Here is a 23,168-nt window from a genome sequence, read left to right as displayed (position 1 = left end):
GCGTGCGGCGTCGCTCATTCCGTTGCGCCGGTGCCGATCTCGTGGCCCAGCTGTGCGGCCAGCTTCTTGATCAGGTCGATCGCGGCGTCGGCGATGATAGTGCCGGGGCCGAAGATGCCGGCGGCACCCGCGGCATACAGCTCGTCGTAATCACCGGGCGGGATGACGCCGCCGACGGTGACCATGATGTCGGGGCGGCCGACATCGGCCAGTGCCTGCCGCAGGGCGGGCACCAGCGTGAGGTGGCCTGCGGCCAGCGACGAGACACCAACGACGTGCACGTCGTTGTCGGCCGCCTGCTGCGCCACCTCCTCGGGGGTCTGGAACAGCGGGCCCACATCGACGTCCATGCCGAGGTCGGCGAAGGCCGTGGCGATCACCTTCTGGCCGCGGTCGTGGCCGTCCTGACCCATCTTGGCGACCAGGATGCGGGGGCGACGGCCCTCCGCCTCGGCGAACGCCTCGACCAGTTCGATGGCCTTGCTGATATTGGTCACCTTGCCGGCCTCCTCACGGTAAACGCCGGAGAGCGTGCGGATCTCGGCCTGGTGGCGGCCGTACACCTGCTCCAGCGCGTCGGAGATCTCACCCACGGTGGCCTTGGCGCGCGCGGCGTTGATGGCCAGGGCGAGCAGGTTGTTGTCCAAGCCGCCCTCGGACGAGGCTGCCGCACGGGTCAATTCGGCCAGCGCCTTCTCGACCTCGGCCGAATCGCGTTCCGCCCGCAGCTTTTCCAGCTTGGCGTTCTGCTCGGCGCGCACGCGCGAGTTCTCGACCTTGAGCACCTCGATCGGGGTGTCTTCCTCGACCAGGTACTTGTTGACGCCGATCACCGGCTGCTGGCCGGTGTCGATGCGCGCCTGGGTGCGGGCGGCGGCCTCTTCGATGCGCAGCTTCGGGATGCCCTCCGAAATCGCCTGCGCCATACCGCCGTGCGCCTCGATCTCGGCGATGTGGGCGCGGGCGCGCTCGGCCAGCTGGTGGGTCAGCCACTCCACGTAGTACGAACCGCCCCACGGGTCGGCCGGACGGGTGGTGTTGGACTCCTGCTGGATGAGCAGCTGGGTGTTCCGGGCGATGCGGGCGGAGAAGTCCGTCGGCAGGGCCAGCGCCTCGTCCAGCGCATTGGTGTGCAGCGACTGGGTGTGGCCCTGGGTGGCAGCCATGGCCTCGACGCAGGTGCGCGCGACGTTGTTGAACACGTCCTGCGCGGTCAGCGACCAGCCCGAGGTCTGGGAGTGCGTGCGCAGCGCCAGCGACTTCGAGTTCTTGGGCTCGAACTTGGCGACCAGCTCGCTCCAGAGGAGCCGTCCCGCACGGAGTTTCGCGACCTCCATGAAGAAGTTCATGCCGATGGCCCAGAAGAACGACAGTCGCGGCGCGAACTTGTCGACCTCCATGCCCGCGTCCAGACCGGCCTTGATGTACTCCACGCCGTCGGCGAGGGTGTAGGCCAGCTCGAGGTCGGCCGTGGCTCCGGCCTCCTGGATGTGGTAGCCGGAGATGGAGATCGAGTTGAACTTCGGCATCTTCGCGGAGGTGTAGGCGAAGATGTCGGAGATGATCCGCATCGAGGGCTTGGGCGGGTAGATGTAGGTGTTGCGGACCATGAACTCTTTCAGAATGTCGTTCTGAATGGTTCCGGCCAGCTGCTCGGGCTTGACGCCCTGCTCCTCTGCGGCGACGACGTAGAGCGCCAGGATCGGCAGCACCGCGCCGTTCATGGTCATCGACACCGAAACCTGGTCCAGCGGAATGTGATCGAACAGTTCCCGCATGTCGAGGATCGAGTCGATGGCGACACCGGCCATGCCGACGTCACCGGTGACGCGCGGGTGGTCGGAGTCGTAGCCGCGGTGGGTCGCCAGGTCGAAGGCGACCGACAGGCCCTTCTGGCCCGCCTGCAGGTTGCGGCGGTAGAAGGCGTTCGAGTCGGCGGCGGTGGAGAAGCCCGCGTACTGGCGGATCGTCCACGGCTGGTTCACGTACATGGTCGGGTACGGGCCGCGCACGAACGGGGCCACACCCGGCACGCTGTCGAGCGGGTAGCCCTCGGCGACGATGGCGTCCCGGTCGGCCTTGGTGAACACCGGCGGCACCTCGATGCCCTCGGGGGTCGACCAGGTGAGCTGTTCGGGCGCATAGTGATTGGCGCTCGCGGCCTCGGCGACGAAGGCGTCGACCTGCGCGGCGCTGACGTCGGCGGGCGCGGTGTCGCCCTCGGTCAGCGGTACTTCGGCGAAATTGCCGATGCGATGTTTGATATCGCTCATCTCTACGCTCCCAGCTTTTCGAGCAGGCCGGTCAGAGCCGCCACAGCATCCATGCGGGCCGTCACGAAGCCATCCGGGCGCTGCGCGCCGGTCAGCTCCGCGACCGCCTTCTCGGGTCCGGCCAGCAGCACGGTGGTCACACCGGCAGCCCGCAATTCGTCCACGGCCGCGGCGGCGTCGGTGCCGTAGCGGGTGTCGGAGCCGCACAGCACGGCGATCGACGGGCCGGCCTCGGTGACCGCCTCGATGCCGCCGGAGGCCAGCAGGTTGGTGGTGAAGGTGACACGAACATTGTTCTCCGACACCGGGCCCAGCGGAACCAGGCGCACCTGGGGGCGCGCGCCGTTGGCGGCCAGGTAGGCGTCCGAGCGGTTGCGCAGGGCCTCGAAGGCCGCGCCGTAGCGGGCCGGCGAGGTCTTGGCGCGCGCGGCCTCCGACAGCGGCTTCTCACCCAGGTTCGGGAACTCGTTGACACCGGTGACGGCCGTCTTGCGGTGCGCCACATCGGAATCGCGCCTCGCCTTGGTCTCGGCGATGCGCTCGGCGAGCAGGCCCGCCTGCAGCGCCGCCAGGTAGCCGCCGGCGGCCTCGATCTCCTGCATGAACTCCCACGCCTTGGCGGCGAGCTCATCGGTCAGCGACTCCACGTACCAGGAGCCCGCGCCCGGGTCCTGCACGTGGCCGAGGCGGGATTCCTCGAGCAGCAGCAGCTGAGTGTTGCGGGCCATGCGCTCCGAGAACGCCGTGGAGACCTCGAGCTCCCCGGCGGGCAGCGCGTCGTCGAAGGGCAGCACGGTGACGATGTCCGCGCCACCGACGCCCGCACCGAACGCGGCGAGGGTGGTGCGCAGCATGTTCACCCACGGGTCGCGCTGGCTCATCATGGCCGAGGACGTGATCGCCTGCTGCGGCGCGTTACCGAAGGCCGGAGCCCCGCACACATGCGCGACGCGCGCCCAGAGCCGCCGGGCGGCACGGAATTTGGCGATGGTCTCGAACTGGTCGTCCGTGGCCGCGAAGCGGAACTCCAGCTGCTCCAGCGCATCCGCGATATCGGCTCCGGCATCGGTGAGCGAGCGCAGGTACTCCAGGCCCGCGGCCACCGCCGCACCCAGCTCCTGGGCGTCGGAGGCGCCGGAATTGTGGAAGGCCACGCCGCACACGGTGATCGCGCGGACCGTCTCGGTGCGGGCCACCGCCTGCTGGGCCAGCGCGACCGCGCCGTCCAGGTCGATGGCCGAGGAGCCGGCGAACAGGCTCGTCAGCGGGGTGGCGCCCAGCGAGACCCGAATGTCCTTGCGGTTCGGGGCCTCATAGCCGTCGAGCACCGAGAACAGTGCGGCCGCAGCCTCATTGGCGGCCGGCCCGGCGTCGAGGGTGAGCGGCGCCAGCTCGAAGAGGAAGCCCTGTAGTGCGGTGGCCAGCCCGTCGACCGGCACGCCGCGCTCGGCGACGCCCAGCCACACCGCGCTCACGCCGTTGTCGAGCGCGAAGAGGATGTCCGCGTTGACAGCCTCGGCATCGGGACCGCCGAAACGCTGGCTGACGAACCACCCACGGTGCACGTCACGGGTGGCGTCGCCACCGCGCACGTAGGGGAACTGCCCGGGCAGCGGCTGCTCGGGCAGTTCGTCGCGGCGCGTGTAGAGCGGGTTGACGGTCAGGCCGTCATAGGTCGTGACCGCGAGCAGCTTCTCCGGCTCATCCGGCAAGTCGCTCGCATCCACCCTGCGGGCCTTCGCCAGCACCCCGGCGACACCCTTGCGCCAGGCGGCATACTCGGGCACCGGATCGGTGTCCGAGTCGGAAGCAATCGGCATAGCTGCTGTTCCTTCTTCCACTCCCTGACCGGATGGCCGTTGCACCGGCATTCACCCAGCTCAACGGCCACTTTGGTTAACGAGCATTCATCGTCTTTCCCCTGATGCTAGCGGCAGCCTCGAGATAACGGTCTCCGGAGTCTCACTACCAGCGGGTAACCTGGCGCGGTGCCAACAACCGTGCGTGTGCCGCTCGAGCGGGTATCCGGGCTGCTCAGCCGTCTCCGTCAACCGCGAAATCTGGCCTTGCTGATCGGCTGCGGGCTACTTTTCGCGCTGGCCGCCTTCGCACCGCACCCGGCACCCCAGCAGATCCGGCAGTGGGCCGACTCGGTCGGGCCGCTGCTGCCGCTGGTGTTCTTCGCGGTGCACACGCTGGTCTGTGTCGCGCCCTTCCCGCGCACCATCTTCACCCTCAGCGCGGGCATGCTGTTCGGCTCGGTAGAGGGACTCACACTGGCCCTCGCCGCCACGACACTCAGTGCGGTGCTGGCACTGTGGCTGGTGCGCGCCCTCGATCACGAGCGGGTGCGCGCGCGGCTCACCCATCCGACCGTGCAGGCGGTCGACACCCGGTTGGCGCGGCGGGGCTGGCTGGCGATCGGATCGCTGCGGCTGATCGCGTTCGCGCCGTTCTCGATCGTGAACTATTGCGCCGCACTGTCTTCGATCCGGTTCACCCCGTACCTGATCGCCACCTTCATCGGGATCATCCCGGGCACCGTGGGCACGGTGCTGCTGGGCGACGCCCTCACCAATCGCACCTCCCCCGCCCAATTGATCGTCACGGCAGCCTGTTTGGCGGTCGGCGTGATCGGGCTGGTCGTGGACGCGAGGATGGCCGTGGCGGAACCGGAGGCTCAGCCGCAGCCGGTCGCCTGATCGGGCGGCGGCAGCGGCCACTGGTCGAAGCCGGGGAGCGAATCCAGGGGCGGTGCGGGTTCGATCAGCTCGTTCAGTTGCGCGAGCAGGTCATCCTGGTGTGCCTCGGCGTAATTCAGCTCGCTGTCGAGTTGGTGTGCCCGGACCAGCCAGCCGATGGCCTGACGGACCACCTCGGCCGGTGTTGCCGGGCCGTCGGAGTCGAGGAGGAACGCGGCGAGCGTCGGCTCGACCGCCGCGGCCGACCCCAGATGTTGCAGGCACCGGCCGGTGCCGAGATCGTCGGCTAGAGCGCGCCATTCGCTCACGGCGGTCTGCCATCGCACCAGCGCATGCCGCGGTTCGCCCACCGACCAGTCGAGAACACCCGCGATCTCGTGCACGTGGGCCAGGCCGCCGGGGTCGCGCCCGCCCGCGGCCATGGATTCGGCCAGTTCCAGGCGGTCACGTGCGGCGGTGTGCCGCCCCTGCACGAGGTGCGCGATCGCCATGTTCACCAGGGCGCACACCTCACCGGCGACGTCTTCGCGCGGTAGCAACCACCACGCCTGTTCCAGGAGGTTGACCGCCTTGCTCAGATTCGCGTCCGTGGTGTCCAAGGCCCCCAGTGCCTGTCGGTGCAGGGCGCGAGCGCGCAGGCTGCGGGACACCGTCCACGGGCTGTAGCGCGCCGGTCGCCGCTCCGGCACCGTCGCACGGATTTCGGCCAGGGCATGCAGCGGGCCGTATCGGGTCACGGACGTGATCGTCACCATCGCTGCCGCCGGGCCGGGGTCGTGCGGGCCGCCGCCCGTACCCGGGCTGTCCTCCGCGCGTCCGGTGCGCGCGAACCAGATGTCCAGCGCGTCGGCGATCGCCGCCAGATCCGGCACCACCGCGCGAACGCGGTTCAGCAGGGTGTTGTTCGCCCGTCCCGGTTCCGGTTCGGCCCGTTGCGCACAGTTGTGCAGGAGGAGACAGAGCCGGGGCTCCTCGTTCTCGAACCAGCGGCGCGCGACCGCGGCGTGTGCCGGAAGATCGAGCGCCCGCGCCCACAGCGTGGCTTCCTCGGCGTGCCTGCGGAGCAGCACTGCGAGCGCGGCCCGCCACTCGGGCGTCTCGGTGATGGCGGGATCCTCGCCGGCGGGCGGGACTTCGGCCAGCCGGTAGCGCCCCGGCGGCATCGGCTCCACCGCGTCCGCTCTGGTCAGGCTCGCCAATAGTCGCGGTGCGGAGGGTGTTTCCGTCTCTGCCGTGGTGGCGGGCAGCCGGGCGGCGGCGCTCGCCCCGAGCACGTCGAGGAGCACTGCCGAACCAGCCGGAGGACCCGATCACCCGCTGCAGTGCGCCCAGATACATCTGGGCGGGCAGGACGGTCAGAATCACCAGGCAGGGCACCGCGATCCGGACGCGCGCGGCGGCCAGCCAGTGGGCGACCGGCAGTGCGAAGGCCACGACCATCACGGTCGCGGGGACCGCCACGGTCAGGGTGGTGCGCAATGCGTCGCGCAGGGCCGGATCGATCGTGACAGCTGGTACGCCAACGGCTTTCGGCCCGACGGTCCCGTGCAGCGCGACATAGACCAGCTCCCCGATCGGCGACAGCACCACCAGCACGGCGACTCCCACCAGGAGCCAGCGCGGGATGGCCCGCCACAGGGGCAGGTGCTCGCGCCACGCGGAGGGGCGCGGGCGCAGGGGACGCGGACCGCTCGGGCGGCGCACATTGATCCGATCCTGCGCGAACAGCGCGGCCAGCACGAGAGCGGCCGTCAATGGCAGGGCGTACGCGGCCGCTTCGCCGCACGAATTCGCCTCGCACGCGCTGTTGAGACGCCACCATTCCACGGTCGCGGTGCCGACATCGTGTTGCAGCGACCGTGGCACGGCACCGAGTACCGCGTCGAATACCCGGGCCGCGGCGACCGCCACCACCAGGAAGGCCACGGAGGCGACGGGCCGCACCTGCGTCCACAACCGGATCGGCATGAGCCAGCGCGGACCGCCGGCCAATTCCGGGGCGCGCACCGGATCGTCCTCGATCGCGAGGATGGCGGCGCGGAACAGGCCGACCAGCAGCCCGAGCCAGGTCCAGACGAAGGCCGCCACCAGAACCGCTTCGAACGCATAGCGTTCCGCTGCGACACTGCTGAAATATCGTCCGCGCGTGACAGTTTCGAGTATCAGCCGGAAGGCGATCCCCGGGGTGAAGGCCGAGACGCCGAACGGCACGATGAACGGCCACCACAGCCACGGCAGGCGTCGGCTGGGCCAGGCCAGCACCAGGGCCACACCGACCAGGACGATGGCCAGCGCCACCCAGCCCGCGGTGTGCAGGTACGCGCTGCGGCTCGCGCGGGGCAGCTGCCGCCACACCACCAGCGATCCGGCAGCCAGGCAACCGAGCCCGAGCGCGGCCGCGAACACCCACGCGGTGAACGCGAACAGGCTTGGCAGGGCGGCCATTCCGGTGCGCAGGCGCCGCCGGTCGACAATGAGCAGCGTGCCGCCACCGAACAGTTGCAGCCCGCAGCCCAGGGCGAGCCCCGGATGGGTTAGCGCGCCGAGCCCGACGGTGTACAGCGCCGGAGCCACCAGCAGCAGCCCCATCAGCACGACGGCCGGTGCCCGGACCAGGTAGTTGACCACCACCGCGACGTGCGGATGCCGGCCCGGCACCAGCGGCCCCGACAGCCTGCGGGTGGCGAGTGTCAGTTCGAGGCCGTTGGAATGCACCGAATACACGCGTATCTCACCCCTGCCGAGTGCGTTCCAGCTCGTAGACGGCGTCCACGGCGGTGCGGACGGCCGCGGCGGCGCGCTGCGACGAATCCGCCGGATTGCCGTCGAGATCCATCAGGAATTGCGTGATGATCCCCCACAGCGGATTGTCGCCGCCCCGCGAACCGATGCGGTCGGCCAGGTCGAATTCGGTCCAGGAGCGGACGCGCGGACCGAGGGGTTCGAGCATGGCCGAATAGGCCGGGCGAGTGCGCAGGTCGGGTGCGATGAATCCGCCTTCCTGTCCGATCCAGCTGTCCGGGGCGTCGGGCAGCGACAGCAGGCGGATCAGTTCGGCCGCCGCGTCTTTGGCCGATCGGGTGAGGACCATGATGTCGCCGCCGCCGATCACCGGGCCGTCGCGGAATCCGGGGATGATGCTCGGAAACAGCGACACCCCGACGGCCTGTTTCATCGCCACGTCATCGCCGCGGAAGCAACTCCTGACTATCGGCTCGGCGAAATCGGGCGCCACCACCATGGCCGCGTCGCCCTTGGCGAACACCTCGCGCACGGCATCGGGAAATTGCTGGGTGAGCGCTCGGCCGATACTGCCGGGAAAGGCATTCGGAAATCCCCAGATTCCGGCGAGAGTCTCGAGTGCCCGGGTGATTTCGGCACGCCGCTGCCCGGGACGCCAGTCGTTCGGGCTCACCACGCTCTCGTAGGCATCGGGTGACTGTGCGAGCAGCACATTCGCGAAGAAATCGGCGAGCATCCAGCCGTCGGCCGCGCCCAGCGCCAACGGGTGGGTTCCACTGCGCGCCAGGCGGTCCAGCAGGACGGGCCACTGCCACGGCGCCCAGCTGCCCGGTGGCGGCAGGCCGAGCCGTCGAAACTTCGCCAGGTCGAACCACACCAGCGACTTACAGGAGGCCTTGAACGGCAGTCCGTAGAGCCGATTGCCGGACTCCGTCTCGACATGCACCAGGTCCCACCAGCCGTGGGCATAACGCGGCGCCTTCCGTTCATCGCCCCACAATGATTCGTCGAGCGCGCGCAGCCGTCCTGCGCCAACCGGGTTATCTGCCCGACTTGCGGCAACACCACGATGTCCGGCGTGTACCGGCCGGCCGAGAACACCGTCCCCACATCGTCACCCAGGGTGAATACCTGAGTGCTGCGCGAAAACTGGTGGGAATCCCGCAGATCGGCGAGCACGTCCTCGAAAGGCCCGCAACTCCGCGCCGCCCCAGGGCACCGCGAGTTTCACCGTGTCGGAATTCGGGCCGGACACGAAGGGGGTGCACGCCGCAGCCATCGGAAGCAGTGCGCCTGCACGCAAAATGGTTCTGCGGGTCGCCATTCCGTCCCCCCAACCGATGCGACTTTGCCCCGGTTCCGGCCTCGGTGCGGGACACGTTACCCCTGTGGATGGTCCGGCACGATCGCTATTCACGAGCCGGCCGCACCCCGTACGTGCCCCCACGCCACTGCCGTCATGACGAAATGGACAGCAGCGCAGGGGTTTTCGCGGCGGGAGTCAGTCGAGGGTGCAGCCCGAGATCGGCACGTCGTTGAGGCGATCGACCAGATAGCCGATCGCATTGTCGGTGCCGAAGCCGTCGATCAGCTCGGGGCCGAAATGGTTCGGGAGGGTGGCCCCGGGCAGGATCGGCGGCAGCTCGTCGGTCCGGAAGCTGACGGTGGCGCCCCTGCCGCACCACTCGGTGGCGAGTTGCCGGGCCTGACCGTAGGGGACGGTGTCGTCGTTGCGACCGCTGGTGATCAGGACCGGGCTTGCCGGAGTGAGGTTTCCGATGTGCTGCTGCCGCAGGATGTCCTCGGCCTCGGGGACCTCCTGGAGGTGATCGATCATCCGCCGATGATCGACGGTGAACTCGGTGCTGCGCAGGAACGGGTGCTTCAGGATCACGTCACCGATGCACTCGTTGCCCAGGTCGCTCAGCAGCGCCTTGCCCTCCGGCGTGGTGCGTTCGTCCAGAATCGGCTGTAGATCGGGGTAGCGCGCGACGAAACCGTTGAGCGCGAACCCGATCACGCCGCTGATCAGGCTGCCGTCGGCCCGCTTCAGCACCTCGGTCAGATCCGCGACCGGCGCGCCCGCCCACGTTCCCTTCAGGTTCAGTTCGGGGGCGTAGCCGGGTTGCATCTCGACCGCCGCGGCCGTGGCGCCGCCACCCTGGGAGTACCCCCACAGCGCCAGCGGTGTGTCATCGCCGGAACCGGCGAGGTTGTTGGCCGCGCGCGCGGCGTCGAGGACGGCGTGGGCCTCTTCAACGCGGTTGACATAGGTATGGGTCCCCGGTGTTCCCATACCGATGTAGTCCGCCACGAAGACGCGGGCGCCCAGCGAATTCCACGCCAGCGCCGAGATCGCCTCCTGGTTCGCGGAGAAGGTCGGCGGCGTGACGCTCGCGTACGTCCCGGTCGAGAAGGCCAGCGACACCGCGCATTGATCGCCCTGACCGGTGGTGCCGGGCGCGATGACGATGGTGGGACGGGGCCCGGACCCGCGCCAGGGCTGGGTGGAATCGAGGAAGACACCGGTTGCCGCGACGGGCGTGCCATCCTGCATCCGGGTCGTGTACATGACCTGTTTAGCAGGCAACGGCCAGACCCCGTTGTCCGCCGGCTGCGCCAGGTAGGCCGAGATATCGATGGTCTTGATGATCGCTCCGCGCGTCGGATCGAATTGCGCAGGGGGAACATAGAAGTCGTTGACCGGATCGGCGGAGGCCGACCCCGGAACGGCGGCGGCACCGGCGGCGGTCACGCACAGCGCTGCCGCGATGGCGAGGGCGCGATCGACCGTCCGGGACGTCTGTCGCTTCCGAGGATTCGGACGGCGTTGTCCAGACATTTTCTGCTTTCTCTGCGGACTCGTGAGTAACACCGTTACTCGAGTAACTCGGTTACCCTAGCCACAGGCGAAGACCGCGGGAAGAGGGTCGACTCCGGTCCGACCCACATTCGCCTTCAGAATCACGCTGTCGGCCGACCGGATCAACGCCGCGCGCTCCCTGGGCGCGAATCGGATCCAGGTGATCCCAGCGCCTGCTCGAGCTGGTCGGGCTGGGCGATGCCGGCGGCAAGCGGCCCTGCGAGCCGTCCGGCGGCATGCAGCAGGGGGCGCAGATCGCGCGGGTGCTGGTCAACGATCCGCGCATCACCCTCATGGACGAACCGTTCGGGGCGCTGGATCAGCTCACCCGGGAGCGGCTGCAGGTGGAGCTGCTGCGACTGTGGCGCGAATCGGGCAAAACGATTGTGTTCGTGACCCATTCGGTGGAGGAGGCGGTTTTCCTCTCCACCCGGGTCCTGGTCATGAGTGCCCGTCCGGGACGGATCATCGTGGACCGGGGGGTCGTATTACCGGGCGATGACGAGGCGGGAGTCCGGGACATCACCGTCACCGCGACACTCGAATTCCAGGCCCTCGAAACCGAATTGGCGAAGGCGATCTACGCAGCCCACGTTTGATCATGAATACGACGATGGCCCGTGCCGCGACTTTGCGGAACGGGCCATCGGACGTTTCGAACCGACGCGAAACCTGAATTACAGGTAGGCGCCGCACACGGGCCAGGCGCCCGCACCCTGACCGGCGAGCACGTTCTCCGCGACGCGGATCTGCTCCTCGCGGCTGGCATTGGCGGCACTGCCGCCACCACCGTAGGCGTTCCAGGTACTCTGGGTGAACTGCAGACCGCCGTAGAACCCGTTGCCGGTGTTGGCGCCCCAGTTGCCGCTGCTCTCGCACTGCGCGACAGCGTCCCAGTTGTGCCCGGCGGCCGAGGCGGTCGCGGTGGACAGCGCGAACGGGATGGACACGAGCGCACCGATGGCCGCCGCGGCGGCGAATGTGCGGGTGGTGAGCTTCCGGTTGCGATGCATAAGGTATTTCCTCGCCTGCGCCCGCCGGCCCGCGCTCTCGGCTGCGGGTCCCCGTCCCCAGGGGTTTCTCGGTTGCTCTCGAATCGCGGGACGGAGTTGCCGGTGTTCGTCGATTCGAGCGGGGCCCGGTTGAATCCGAGCCATGAACGACGGTAACGGATCAATCACGTTAGATCACGTAACGATCACGGTCAGTTGACAGATAGGCATCGGGGATACTCAATCCGTTTTCGCAGTTCGCATCGGAATTTCGCCGAATGACATTTCTGGAATTAGTAAACAATTTTGTGACGCAGGTCACGCGAAAATAGTGATCCCGATCGCGTAATACAAACCTGAAACAAAACGATCCTCACCCAAAATCGCCCTCCGACCGGCTCGGATCGTGGTGCGCACAACCATTGCCCCAGTTCAGAGCCGTGACCATAGTGCCTCCATGGCCGATGAACCCCGCTCCGGAGCACGCGCTGTCGACCGCGCGATCCAGGTGCTGAATTGCTTCCACGGCGACGATCCGGAGCTGTCGCTGAGCGAACTCGCCCAGCGGGCCCGGCTGCCCGTCAGCACCGCGCACCGTCTCGCCCGGGCGCTGGTGCGCGGCGGCCTGCTCGAGCAGGGCCCGGCCGGTGATCGCTATCGCATCGGGCACGGGCTGGCGACCCTGGCCCGGCCCGCACTCGCCCGGCTGGGTATGGAGTCCGCCGCGCCCCATCTGTACGCGCTCGCCGCGGGCATCCGGATCACGGTCAGCGTGAGCGTGATGGACGACAGCGACGCACTCACCGTCTTCCAGGCCCGCCCGCCGATCCACTTCTGCCACCACCAGGTGCCGCGGTCCCGGCAATCCCTGCACGCCAGCGCGGCGGGCCACGCCCTGCTGGCCTACTCCCCCGCCCGCGCCGCCGCCGACGTCGACCTGGACCGGGTCCGCCGCACCGGCTTCGCCTCCGAGCTGATCGAGACCGACGACCCCATCCGCGCCCTGGCGGTGCCCATCGTCGGGCCTGGCCGGCAGGTGCACGGGGCGCTGGCGGTGCAGGCCCGCTCGGCCCGCCTGGACAGCGAGCTGATCCGGGCCGTCGTGCCCGCCATGCGGATCGCCGCGGGCCGGATCGCACCGCTGTTCCAGACCACCGACGGCGCGGTGCCCGCCGCCGCCGAGTTTCGCTCACGCTGATTTCCACATGGTGAAAAGCCGGTTGCCGCCCCGCAGCGCCCATCGCAGCATGTGACCACCGCCGAATCATCGCCAGTTCCCCTGTCCGGCAAAGGAATCCCCATGACGCTCTGTTGTCGCCCAGCCCTCGAATCCCACCGAGCGACAGTCGTATTCACCGAAAGACTCCCCCATGGCATTCCCTCCCCGCCGGACCCGGGTGCGCCGCGCCCTCGCCGCCGCGTTCGCCGTCTCCATTGCTCTCGTCCTGCTCACCGGCTGCGCGAAAACCGACGCGGGCACGACCGCCGACGGTAGGACCGTCCTGCGCTATCAGGGCTCGACCGGTCAGGTCTCCGCCTTCGAACTGGCCGCCGACCTCGGCTACTTCAGCAAGATCGACCTCCACTGGGAGGGCGACACCACCAGCGGCCCGGCCAATATCCAGGCCGCCGCCACCAAGCAGGTCGAATTCGGCAGCGCCTTCAACGGCGCGGTCATCAAGCTGGTCGCGGGCGGCGCTCCCGTCACCGCTGTCCTCAGCTCCTACGGGGCCGACGAACTCAACTTCACCGGCTACTTCGTCCGCGACAATTCCGGCATCACCTCCGCGCGCGACCTCATCGGCAAGAAGGTCGGCGTCAATACCCTGGGTGCGCACCACGAGTTCATCACCCGGCAGTGGCTGCACGACCAGGGGCTCAGCGATCAGGAGATCAAGCAGGTCCAGCTGGTCGTGTTGCCGCCCGCCAGTACCGAGGACGCGCTGCGCAATGGCCAGATCGATGTGGCCGCGCTCGGCGGCGTCTTCCGCGACACCGCAGTCGGGCGGGGCGGGGTGCATCCGCTCTACACCGACAAGGATCTGTTCGGGCAGTTCGATTACGGCACTTACGTTTTCCGCAACGACTACCTGAGGTCGCATGCCGCGGCCGTCGCCGATTTCGTGCAGGGCACCGCACGGGCCACCCGCTGGCTGCAGGTCACGCCACGCGACGAGGTGGTGGCACGGTTCGCCGACATCATCCACAAGCGCGGGCGCAACGAGAACACCGGACTGCTGCAGTACTACAAGAGCTCGGGTATCCCCGTCCCCGGCGGCGTGATCGCCGAACGCGAACTGCAGATCTGGATCGACTGGCTGGTCCGCAATGGGGAACTGCCCGCGGGCAAGCTCGCGGCCAAGGACCTCTACACCAACAAGGACAATCCCTACGCCAACGGCACCTACCCGGCCACCAGCGGTCCCAGCGGTGAGGCGGTGGCGAAATGAGTTCCGCGACCGTCAAACTCGCGCTCACCGGGGTCAGCAAGGAATTCGCCGTGCGCGGGGAGCAGGAGAGTTTCACCGCGCTCGCCGATATCAGCGTCGATGTGCGGGACGGTGAGTTCCTGGTCCTGGTCGGGCCCAGCGGCTCGGGCAAGTCCACCCTGCTGGATCTGCTCGGCGGGCTCGGCAAACCCACCTCCGGACAGATCCTGCTGGACGGAGCGCCGGTCGCGGGACCCGGTCTGGACCGCGGGATCGTCTTCCAGCAGTACGCGCTGCTGCCCTGGCGCACCGCCCGGGCGAATATCGAATTCGGGCTGGAGGCCAAGGGCATTCGCCGCCGCGAACGCCGCGAGATCGCCGAGCACTATCTCGAACTGGTCGGCCTGGCTGGATTCGGGAACCGTTATCCGCACGAACTGTCCGGCGGCATGAAACAGCGGGTCGCCATCGCCCGCAGCCTGGCCTTCGACCCGGAGGTGCTGCTGATGGACGAGCCGTTCGCCGCCCTCGACGCCCAGACCCGGGAGTCGTTGCAGGACGAGCTGTTACGGATCTGGCGGGCCACCGGGAAGACGGTGCTGTTCATCACCCACGGCATCGACGAGGCGGTGTACCTGGGGCAGCGCGTGGCGGTGCTGACCTCGCGGCCCGGGCGGATCAAGGCGGTCGTGGACATCGACCTCGACCGTGCCGGGGATCCGGATATCCGTTCCAGCGAACGATTCCGCGAACTGCGCCATCACGTCTGGTCCCTGCTGCACGACGAGGTCGCGCGGGCACAGGACCTCGAGCAGGCCGCGCTCACCGCCGACAAGAGGAGCTCCCATGTCTAGCGCACTGCAACTCGTCGAAGCATCCATCGATCTCCGTCCCGAGCCGGCCGGTCCCGGCGACGCCACCCACACGGGAACCCGGCGTGCTCCGGCCGTGCTGCCCGCCGTCGCCAGAATCGCATGGCGAATCGGCAAGCCCGCCATCGTGATCGCGGCCTTCCTCGCCCTGTGGGAAGCCGCGCCACGACTGGGGCTGGTGGACGAGGTGTTCCTGCCCCCGTTCTCGGCGGTCGTGCAGGCCGGGCTGGAGCTCATTCGCAACGGCCAACTGTGGGAACACGTCTCGGCCAGCGTGACCCGGTCGCTCATCGGCTTCTCCATCGCCCTGTTCGCGGCCATTCCGGTGGGTGTGGCCATTGCCTGGTACCGGCCGGTGGCGGAATTCCTGAGCCCGGTGCTGGAACTGTTCCGCAATACCGCCGCCCTGGCGCTGCTGCCGGTGTTCATCCTGATCCTCGGCATCGGCGAGACCTCCAAGATCGCGCTGGTGGTGTACGCCGGGTTCTTCCCGATTCTGCTCAACACCATCAGCGGGGTGCGGACGGTCGATCCGCTGCTCGTGAAATCGGCGGTCTCGCTGGGGTTCTCACCGCTCCGCCTGTTCCAGAAGGTGATCCTGCCCGCCGCGGTCCCATCGATCTTCACCGGCACCCGCATGGCCGCCTCCGGATCGATCCTGGTGCTCATCGCCGCCGAGATGTTCGGGGCGCGCTCCGGGCTCGGCTACCTGATCACCGCCGCCCAGCAGAACTTCCAGATTCCGGACATGTACGCCGGGATCGTGGCCATCGCCCTGGTCGGACTCACCTACAACGGCGTGCTCGTGGCCATCGAGCGACGGCTGTCCCGCTGGCGCGCCCACTGAAATCCATCGAAGGAACCCTCTTCTATGTCCAACGCACGCAAGACCTTCCACCTGAACGCCTTCCTCATGGGCGTCGGCCACCACGAGGCCGCCTGGCGGCATCCGCGCACCGAGGAGCATCGGGTCCTGGATGTGAAGCACTTCCAGGAACTGGGTCGCATCGCCGAACGCGGCAGGCTCGACTCGGTGTTCTTCGCCGACGGGCTGGCCGTCGGACCCCGGATCAAACGCAACGCGCTCTCCGTCTTCGAGCCGATCACCCTGCTCGCTGCCATCGCCGCCGTCACCGAGCACGTCGGATTGATCGCGACCGCCTCCACCACCTACAACGAACCCTTCAACCTGGCACGGAAATTCGCGTCCCTCGACCACATCAGCGGCGGCCGGGCCGGCTGGAACATCGTCACCTCGGGTAGCGAGGACGAGGCGTTCAACTTCGGCTACGACGCCATCCCCGAGCACGCCCGCCGCTACGAGCGCGCCGACGAATTCGTCGACCTGGCGGTACGGCTCTGGGACAGCTGGGAATCCGACGCCATCGTGCTCGACCCGGAGACCGGCATCTTCGCCGACCCCGACAAGGTTCACACTCTCGACTACCGTGGCGAACGCTTCCAGGTCCGTGGTCCGCTGAATTCGCCTCGCAGCCCTCAGGGCCGCCCGCTGCTGGTGCAGGCCGGATCCTCGGAGAGCGGAAAGGAATTCGCCGCCCGCCACGCCGAAGCGGTGTTCACCGCGCAGCGCACCATCGAGGAGGGGCAGAAGTTCTACCGGGACCTGAAGTCCCGGCTGCCCAAATACGGCCGCGCCGCCGACGACCTCAAGGTCCTGCCCGGCCTGGTCCCCTTCATCGCCGACACCGAGGCCGAGGCCCGCGCACTCGAACAGGAATTCACCGACCTCATCTCCCCCGACTACGCGCTGCGGCAACTCTCCACCCTGCTCGGCGTCGACCTCACCGAGCACGCCCTCGACGCACCGCTGCCGCCCTTGCCGCAGGAGAGCGACATCCAAGGCGGCAAGAGCAGATTCACCCTCGTCAAGGAGCTCGCCGAGAAGGAGGACCTGACCGTCCGCCAGCTCATCGGCAAACTCGGCGGCGGCCGCGGCCACCGCACCTTCGCCGGCACGCCCGAACAGATCGCCGACGAACTCCAGTCCTGGTTCGACCAGGGCGCGGCCGACGGCTTCAACATCATGCCGCCCTACCTGCCCGGCGGGCTCGAGGACTTCGTCGACCGCGTGGTCCCGATCCTGCAGGAGCGCGGCCTGTTCCGCACCGACTACACCGCCCCGACCCTGCGCGGCCACTACGGACTCGCGCCCGTGGAAAGCCAGTTCGCCCCCGCTCGTACCCAGGCGACCGCCTGACATCTGAAAGGAACGCACATGACCACCACAACCGAGAACCCGGTCGGCACCTTCCGCATCGGACCCGTCGCCGGGCATATCGGCGCCGAGATCACCGGCATCGACCTGCGCGACGACTTCACCGACGAGCAGATCGCGGTACTCACCGCCGCGCTGCACGAATACAAGGTGCTGTTCTTCCGGGATCAGCACATCGGGCACGCCGAACAGATCGCCTTCTCCCGGCGATTCGGCGCGGTCACGCCCTCACACCCGTACGACGACGACGTGCCCACCGAGTACCCGGAGATCCTCGCCGTCGACAGCCGCCTGTACGAAAAGCGGTTCGGGAAGAAGAAATTCAGCTACACCAACCACTGGCACACCGACGTCTCGCCGCTCATCAACCCGCCGGCGGCCTCGCTGCTGCGGGCCGAGATCGCGCCCGAGCGGGGCGGCGACACCCAGTGGACCAACCTCGCCGCCGCCTACGCGGGCCTGCCGGATTCGCTCAAGTCCTTCCTCGACGGACTGCGCGCCGAGCACCGATTCGGCGGCAAGCTGCCCGCCTGGGACGCGGAGAGTGACTACGCCAAGCTTGTCGCGGCCGCACCGCTGATCACCGAACACCCGGTGGTGCGGGTGCATCCGGTGACCGGCGAACGCGTGCTGTTCGTGAACCCGGGTTTCACCACCCGCATCGTCGGCCTCAGCCCGCGCCAGAGCGACGCGCTGCTGGAGCTGCTCTACGCCGAAATCTCCGATCCGGCGTACACGGTCCGATTCCGTTGGGAGAAGGGCAGTGTCGCGTTCTGGGACAACCGGGCCACCGCGCACCTCGCACCCGGCGACCTCACCCACCTGGACGTGACCCGCGTGCTCTACCGCACGACCCTGGAGGGCGACGTGCCGGTCGGCGTCGACGGCGAGCCCTCGCGTTCCATCGCGGGTGAGCACTTCGGCGGCTCGCAGAACTGATCCCGCGGCGCTCGGCACGGAATCAGCGGGGCCCTCTCGGCAGTGTCGAGAGGGCCCCGCTCAGTTCCTGATTCGATCTGTGTTCGATAACCCGGGACCGTCAGCGGCCCAGCGGACGCGGCGGCGGAGGCGGGTTCTGCCAGCGCTGGTCCGGGGGCTCCTGACGGTACTGCGGCTGCACCGGCTGCTGCTGCGGCTGGGGCGGACGCTGTTCAAGATTCGGCCGTGTCGAGGTCTGCGGCAAACCGACCGGCTCGACCGGTGCCCGCGCATCCGCCTCGGCCGCCCGGACGGCCCGCTGGGTGGCCGGGTCCGTGGCGGTGTCGAACCAGTCGGCCACCTCGTCGGCATCGTTCTCGGGCGCTTCCGCGGCCGCACCGTCCTCGGACGGCTCGTACCGGAACACGCCGTCCTCACCCTGCTTGCCGAAGCCGCGCGCGAAGCCCTCGAGGGCCTTGCCGAAATCGCTGGGCACCAGCCACACCTTGTTGGCGTCGCCCTTGGCGACCTGCGGCAGGGTCTGCATGTACTGGTACGCCAGCAGCTCGGGGGTCGGCTTGCCGTTCTTGATGGCGGCGAACACCTTCTCGATGGCCTTGGCCTGGCCCTGCGCCTGCAGGTAGGCGGCGGCCCGCTCACCCTGCGCGCGCAGGATGCGAGACTGCCGCTCGCCCTCGGCGGAGAGGATGGCCGACTGCTTGGAGCCTTCGGCCGCGAGGATCTGCGCCTGCTTCTGGCCCTCTGCCGTCTTGATCGACGCCTCCCGCTGACCTTCCGCGGTGAGGATGATGGCGCGCTTCTCACGGTCGGCCTTCATCTGCTTCTCCATCGATTCCTGAATCGACGGCGGCGGATCGATGGCCTTCAGCTCGACGCGCGACACCCGCAGACCCCAGCGGCCGGTGGCCTCGTCGAGCACCCCGCGCAGCTGGGTGTTGATCTGGTCGCGGGAGGTCAGGGTCTCTTCGAGGGTCATGCCGCCGACCACGTTGCGCAGCGTGGTGATCGTCAACTGTTCCACGGCCGCAATGTAATTGGAGATCTCGTAGACCGCGGCCTGCGGACTGGTGACCTGGAAGTAGACCACCGAGTCGATCTGCACGGTCAGGTTGTCCTGGGTGATTACCGGCTGCGGCGGGAACGACACCACCCGCTCGCGCAGATCCACCTTGGCGCGCACCCGATCGGCGAACGGCACCAGGAAGGTCAGCTGCCCGGACACCGTCCGCGAATACCGGCCCAGCCGCTCGATCACGGCGGCCTCGGCCTGCGGCACCAGGGCCACCGATTTGAAGACCACCACCACGACCAGCAGGATGAGTACGACGGCGACTATCAGTACAGCCATCACGGCCCTTTCATGACGACGGCGTGGGCGCCGTCGATCCTCATGATGTACACGGTCGAACCGACGGGATAGGACTCCGCGGCGTCATAGGGACGCGCGCTCCACACCTCGCCACCGAGCTTCACGCGACCGCCGTGCTCGTCGACCGTTTCGAGCACCTTCGCGGTCTTGCCGGGCAACGCGTCCACCCCGGTCTGGTGCGGCGGCGGAATCGCGTAGCGCCGCAACAGGAATGGGCGGACCAGCACGAGCAGGGCAATCGACGAGACACCGAACACCACCGCGTCGATGAGTACCGACGAGCCGGTGAGCTCGTTGGCGCCCGCAGTGATGAGCGCGGCAACACCCAGCATGATCAGCACGAGACTGCCCGTGAGCATCTCGGCCGCCGCGAGCAGGATCCCCGCGACCAGCCAAACTATTGCGGCCACGTCACCAACAGTAACCGTAATCGCGGGTTACGGCCGGTATTCGTGATCACTCCGCGCTTTCTAGCGGACATATCGGAATGGGCGCGGCGCGAGGGGGATTCCCGCTCACCGCCGGTAACCTCGACGCGGTGAGTGGGCACCAACGGTACGGCGACATCTTCTCCGGGCACGCGCGCAAGCAGAAACGGGAAGTGCCCCGCGTGGTCGCCGAACGCGACCTCGTCGCCGAGGACGCGGCCACCGGATTCTGCGGCGCCGTAGTGGGTTTCGATCGCAGCTACGACGGCGAGTTCGTCAAACTCGAGGATCGCAGTGGGCGGGTCCGGCTGTTCGCCCTGCGGGAAGCCGCGTTTCTGATCGACGGGCAGCCCGTGACACTCGTGAAGCCCACCGCGTCCGCACCCACGCAGCCCACCCGATCCGCCTCGGGATCGACCCGCGTCGAAGGGCTGAAGGCGCGCGTCGCGAAGGCCAGCCGCATCTGGGTGGAGGGTGTGCACGACGCCGCACTGGTCGAGCGGGTGTGGGGACACGACCTCCGGGTAGAGGGCGTGGTGGTCGAACAGCTCGAGGGCCTCGACCATCTCGGCGCCAAACTCGCCGAATTCCAGCCCGGACCGACCCGGCGCGTCGGGGTCCTGGTCGACCATTTGGTCACCGGCTCCAAGGAATCCGGCCTGACCCAGGGCCTGGGCGCGCACGTCCTCGTCACCGGTCACCCCTACATCGACGTGTGGCAGGCCGTCCGCCCGCAGGCCGTCGGCATCCCCGCCTGGCCCGATGTCCCGCGCGGCGAGGACTGGAAAACCGGCATCTGCCAGCGGCTACGCTGGGGCACGCCGCAGGAGGGGTGGCGGCGCGTCTACAACGCGGTCAACTCCTACCGCGATCTGGAGACCCCGCTCATCGGCGCGGTCGAACGACTGATCGATTTCATCACTGAGCAGGAGTAGCCCGCCAGTTATCCTCGAATGCATGAGTTCCCCGAGTGCATCGCTGACGGTCTGGGCCGGCGCCTGGCTGGCCGGGCGCAGCGCCCCCGACGACGTGCTGGACGCGCTGCGTGCCTGGGCTCCCCAGCAGACGGTGGCCGCCGGGGATCCCGTGACCGGCGGGCGCACCGGATTACCGTGGGCGTCCGACGACGAGCCCGCGGCAGTGGCCGGGGCGGGAATCATGGTGCTGCTCAAGGTCATCCGGGAAGCGGTCGACGGGCCCGAGGCGCAGCTGCGGCTGGTGCTGCCGATCCCCGGAGACGTGCGCGGACTCCCCCTCGGCACCGAATTCACCACCGCCGCAACCGAAGCCGAGGAAGGCATTCTGATCGGGACGGCCGGATCGACCGGTACCGGGCTGGTCCCGGTCTGGACCGACGACGACGCACTGCAATGGCGGGTCTACTCGGCACCGATCCCCTTCGCGCTCGCACCCGAAATGCCGCTGGGCGAAGCCGAATACACCATGCGGGAGGCGGTCCGCGACGCCGCCGACGCACTCCAGCAGCTCCAAACCACCAGGCTCGGGTCCGGCGGAGTCGGGCCTCGCGAACTCGTCGAAGCCGAACTGGCCGGACATACCAAACACAAGTACCCCGATTCGATGCCCCTACGCGCCCGGCGGATCCTCGACACCGCCGACCAGGTGGCCGCGATCCTCACCGTCGCCGAACGCGAACCAGCCTCGGCCCCGACCTCCGCGACCGCCGTGGCCGCACAGGAGGCCCTGCTCCGACCACTCTGGAACGCGATCCGGGCCGCACGCCTGGCCGCGATCCACGCCCGCTGACTGTCCGATTTCTTCAAGACCGATCGCGATGGGGACGCATACCGTTCGGGTATGGCTATTCGACTGAATGTGATCGGGATCGTGGTGTCGGACATGGGTGCGTCGCTGGAGTTCTATCGGCGTCTGGGCGTGGAGTTCGCCGACGGCTCCGAGCAGCAGCCGCACGTGGACGCCGACCTGGGCGGCGGTATCAAGCTGATGCTCGACACCGAGGAGACAGTCCGGTCATTCCATCCGGACTGGAAGGCAGTACCCGGGGCCGGGCGACTCGGCCTCGCGTGCGACTGCGGCTCACCCGCCGGGGTGGACCAGAAGTTCGAAGAGCTGGTCGACGCAGGCTACCGAGCCGAGCTCAAGCCCTTCGATGCGTTCTGGGGCCAGCGGTACGCCACAGTCCTCGACCCCGACGGGAATAGCGTCGACCTCTACGCCGCCCTCGCGTAAAGCGGCAAGGCCCAACGACGAAAGACAAAAGATCAAGAGACGCCTTGAGAAGGGATGAGGCCGGGCTCACGTCCGCGCCTCCACCTACAGCCCCCTCACCTTTGAAGCCGCATGTGGGGTTACTGCAGGAGGCAATCCCTCAGATCACGGGGCTGGGGTCGCCACGTGATGGCTTGCGCCTTGGAGGGACAGTGCCGATCGGCTGGGAGGCCGGGGACCGACCTTCCGACCGGCGGCAGTGCGGTGAGGAAAGGGGCGGCCAGGCCGGAAATGGTGCGTGCTGCCCGAGATGAGGTCACCGGCTCGATGGGCTTCAGCGTCGGGTTCGAGTGCTGGCCAGTTGGCAGGACTCCGAGACGTCGGGCCGCGAAGATGTGGTCTGTCGATTCGAACGCGATTCCCCGGCGGCGGTCGTCTGTGAAGCGGTGGAGATGACGGCGGCCGTCGCAGTGACGACAGTCGCAGGTGCCGAATGCGCTAGCGGGTCGGGCAGCGATAACGGTAGTGGCCGAGGTGGCAACCGCGGCGGCGCTGACGATCCGGGCGACGGCGGCGGTAGCGGTCGGAATGGCAGTGACGGAAATGTCGGCGCGGGCGTTCGTGATCGGCAAGAACCGGCGAGCCAGCGCGGGCGGGGTGGTCGCTGGCGATCGCGGTCGCGGTAGTGACCGGGCTCGGACTCTCGGTCGCGGAGGTGGGTCTGGTGGCGATGGCTGCGGCAACCGCGGCGGCGCTGACGATCCGGGCGACGGTGGCGGTAGCGGCCGGGGCGGCAGTGGCAGGAATGTCGGCGCGGGCGTTCGTGATCGGCGAGAGCCGCTGAGCCAGCGGAAGCGGGGTGGTCGCTGGTGATCGCGGTCGCGGTAGTGACTGCAGTCCGACCCTCGGCCGCGGAGGTGGGTGTGGTGGAGATGGGCCGCGACAATCGCGATGGCGGGAATATCACTGTGGCCGTGAGTGGTTCGGTGACTGGTGGGTAGTTAGCGGCGGGTTTGTCTGTAAAAGGTGATGCGTGCAGTCCCTGGGCCGGGATCGGCGGAAGACGGCTCCCAACCCGGCGTCAGCCCAAGTCCGGGATGGCAGGCGAGGTGACCACACCTCCCCGTCCCTGC

At 68.5% G+C, this 23,168-nt stretch carries 21 protein-coding genes; 12 read left to right on the top strand and 9 right to left on the bottom strand.

The features are described 5' to 3' along the window. Positions 1 to 14 precede the first annotated feature (14 nt). Together scpA and ACFXHE_RS32770 are read right to left on the bottom strand one after the other, a co-directional pair. Entirely contained in the window at positions 15 to 2,273 is a 2,259-nt protein-coding gene (gene scpA / locus ACFXHE_RS32775; RefSeq protein WP_379388469.1) for a methylmalonyl-CoA mutase, read from the bottom strand. 2 nt (positions 2,274 to 2,275) lie between these two features. Next, positions 2,276 to 4,093: a methylmalonyl-CoA mutase family protein gene (locus ACFXHE_RS32770; RefSeq protein ID WP_379388467.1), complete on the bottom strand. Its 1,818-nt coding sequence runs from the start codon at positions 4,091 to 4,093 to the stop codon at positions 2,276 to 2,278. Positions 4,094 to 4,303: 210 nt separating this feature from the next. On the opposite strand from ACFXHE_RS32770, the gene ACFXHE_RS32765 reads away from it, so the two are divergent. Beyond that, on the top strand, positions 4,304 to 4,975 hold the full coding sequence (locus tag ACFXHE_RS32765; protein WP_379388523.1) for a TVP38/TMEM64 family protein: 672 nt from the start codon (positions 4,304 to 4,306) through the stop codon (positions 4,973 to 4,975). On the opposite strand, the gene ACFXHE_RS32760 is transcribed toward ACFXHE_RS32765, so the two are convergent. From ACFXHE_RS32760 to ACFXHE_RS32745, 4 genes are all read right to left on the bottom strand, one after another. Continuing rightward, positions 4,954 to 5,574, bottom strand: a complete 621-nt coding sequence (locus ACFXHE_RS32760; protein WP_379388465.1) for a hypothetical protein — start codon at positions 5,572 to 5,574, stop codon at positions 4,954 to 4,956. The two genes, ACFXHE_RS32765 and ACFXHE_RS32760, sit on opposite strands and share 22 nt — an antisense overlap. Then, complete coding sequence (locus ACFXHE_RS32755; protein ID WP_379388463.1) at positions 5,486 to 7,699, bottom strand: hypothetical protein; 2,214 nt, start codon at positions 7,697 to 7,699, stop codon at positions 5,486 to 5,488. The genes ACFXHE_RS32760 and ACFXHE_RS32755 overlap by 89 nt, the downstream gene beginning before the upstream one ends. A gap of 7 nt (positions 7,700 to 7,706) precedes the next feature. Next, on the bottom strand, positions 7,707 to 8,663 hold the full coding sequence (locus ACFXHE_RS32750; RefSeq protein ID WP_379388461.1) for an ABC transporter substrate-binding protein: 957 nt from the start codon (positions 8,661 to 8,663) through the stop codon (positions 7,707 to 7,709). Between the two features lie 555 nt (positions 8,664 to 9,218). Then, the gene (locus ACFXHE_RS32745) at positions 9,219 to 10,559 is read right to left on the bottom strand and encodes a lipase family protein (RefSeq protein WP_379388459.1); all 1,341 of its coding nucleotides are present in this window, start codon (positions 10,557 to 10,559) and stop codon (positions 9,219 to 9,221) included. Positions 10,560 to 10,753: 194 nt separating this feature from the next. On the opposite strand from ACFXHE_RS32745, the gene ACFXHE_RS32740 reads away from it, so the two are divergent. After that, a complete protein-coding gene (locus ACFXHE_RS32740; RefSeq protein WP_379388521.1) occupies positions 10,754 to 11,179 on the top strand; it encodes an ATP-binding cassette domain-containing protein in 426 nt (141 codons plus the stop codon). Positions 11,180 to 11,257: 78 nt separating this feature from the next. On the opposite strand, the gene ACFXHE_RS32735 is transcribed toward ACFXHE_RS32740, so the two are convergent. Beyond that, positions 11,258 to 11,593: a transglycosylase family protein gene (locus tag ACFXHE_RS32735; protein WP_354849276.1), complete on the bottom strand. Its 336-nt coding sequence runs from the start codon at positions 11,591 to 11,593 to the stop codon at positions 11,258 to 11,260. A 436-nt stretch (positions 11,594 to 12,029) separates the two neighbouring features. On the opposite strand from ACFXHE_RS32735, the gene ACFXHE_RS32730 reads away from it, so the two are divergent. The 6 genes from ACFXHE_RS32730 to ACFXHE_RS32705 all read left to right on the top strand — a co-directional run bounded on the left by ACFXHE_RS32730 (position 12,030) and on the right by ACFXHE_RS32705 (position 18,048). After that, complete coding sequence (locus tag ACFXHE_RS32730; RefSeq protein WP_379388457.1) at positions 12,030 to 12,770, top strand: IclR family transcriptional regulator; 741 nt, start codon at positions 12,030 to 12,032, stop codon at positions 12,768 to 12,770. Positions 12,771 to 12,942: 172 nt separating this feature from the next. Then, positions 12,943 to 14,022, top strand: coding sequence for an ABC transporter substrate-binding protein (locus tag ACFXHE_RS32725; RefSeq protein ID WP_379388456.1), 1,080 nt, complete (start codon positions 12,943 to 12,945; stop codon positions 14,020 to 14,022). Next, positions 14,019 to 14,855 carry an ABC transporter ATP-binding protein gene (locus tag ACFXHE_RS32720; protein WP_379388455.1) on the top strand — a complete coding sequence of 279 codons (837 nt, stop codon included), beginning with the start codon at positions 14,019 to 14,021 and terminating at the stop codon, positions 14,853 to 14,855. Before ACFXHE_RS32725 ends, ACFXHE_RS32720 begins: the two co-directional genes overlap by 4 nt. Further along, positions 14,848 to 15,720 (top strand): ABC transporter permease, encoded by an 873-nt coding sequence (locus ACFXHE_RS32715; protein WP_379388454.1) that lies wholly within the window; start codon positions 14,848 to 14,850, stop codon positions 15,718 to 15,720. The genes ACFXHE_RS32720 and ACFXHE_RS32715 overlap by 8 nt, the downstream gene beginning before the upstream one ends. 24 nt (positions 15,721 to 15,744) lie before the next feature. After that, positions 15,745 to 17,091, top strand: coding sequence for an LLM class flavin-dependent oxidoreductase (locus ACFXHE_RS32710; RefSeq protein WP_379388453.1), 1,347 nt, complete (start codon positions 15,745 to 15,747; stop codon positions 17,089 to 17,091). Between the two features lie 18 nt (positions 17,092 to 17,109). Continuing rightward, complete coding sequence (locus tag ACFXHE_RS32705) at positions 17,110 to 18,048, top strand: TauD/TfdA dioxygenase family protein (RefSeq protein ID WP_379388452.1); 939 nt, start codon at positions 17,110 to 17,112, stop codon at positions 18,046 to 18,048. Between the two features lie 100 nt (positions 18,049 to 18,148). Here the strand turns inward: ACFXHE_RS32705 and ACFXHE_RS32700 are convergent, their stop codons facing one another. Together ACFXHE_RS32700 and ACFXHE_RS32695 are read right to left on the bottom strand one after the other, a co-directional pair. After that, positions 18,149 to 19,396: an SPFH domain-containing protein gene (locus ACFXHE_RS32700; RefSeq protein ID WP_379388451.1), complete on the bottom strand. Its 1,248-nt coding sequence runs from the start codon at positions 19,394 to 19,396 to the stop codon at positions 18,149 to 18,151. Next, complete coding sequence (locus tag ACFXHE_RS32695; protein WP_379388450.1) at positions 19,396 to 19,827, bottom strand: NfeD family protein; 432 nt, start codon at positions 19,825 to 19,827, stop codon at positions 19,396 to 19,398. The genes ACFXHE_RS32700 and ACFXHE_RS32695 overlap by 1 nt, the downstream gene beginning before the upstream one ends. Before the next feature lie 128 nt (positions 19,828 to 19,955). On the opposite strand from ACFXHE_RS32695, the gene ACFXHE_RS32690 reads away from it, so the two are divergent. From ACFXHE_RS32690 to ACFXHE_RS32675, 4 genes are all read left to right on the top strand, one after another. Next, positions 19,956 to 20,780, top strand: coding sequence for a DUF3097 domain-containing protein (locus tag ACFXHE_RS32690; protein WP_379388448.1), 825 nt, complete (start codon positions 19,956 to 19,958; stop codon positions 20,778 to 20,780). Between the two features lie 22 nt (positions 20,781 to 20,802). Beyond that, positions 20,803 to 21,612, top strand: coding sequence for a hypothetical protein (locus ACFXHE_RS32685; protein ID WP_379388446.1), 810 nt, complete (start codon positions 20,803 to 20,805; stop codon positions 21,610 to 21,612). Positions 21,613 to 21,663: 51 nt separating this feature from the next. Next, the gene (locus ACFXHE_RS32680; RefSeq protein ID WP_379388444.1) at positions 21,664 to 22,056 is read left to right on the top strand and encodes a VOC family protein; all 393 of its coding nucleotides are present in this window, start codon (positions 21,664 to 21,666) and stop codon (positions 22,054 to 22,056) included. Between the two features lie 664 nt (positions 22,057 to 22,720). After that, entirely contained in the window at positions 22,721 to 22,879 is a 159-nt protein-coding gene (locus ACFXHE_RS32675; protein ID WP_379388443.1) for a hypothetical protein, read from the top strand. Positions 22,880 to 23,168 lie beyond the last annotated feature (289 nt).

The organism is Nocardia sp. NPDC059229 (assembly GCF_042754165.1).
In the GTDB taxonomy this organism is placed as follows: Bacteria; Actinomycetota; Actinomycetes; order Mycobacteriales; family Mycobacteriaceae; genus Nocardia.
This window is presented reverse-complemented; position numbering and strand designations above follow the sequence as displayed.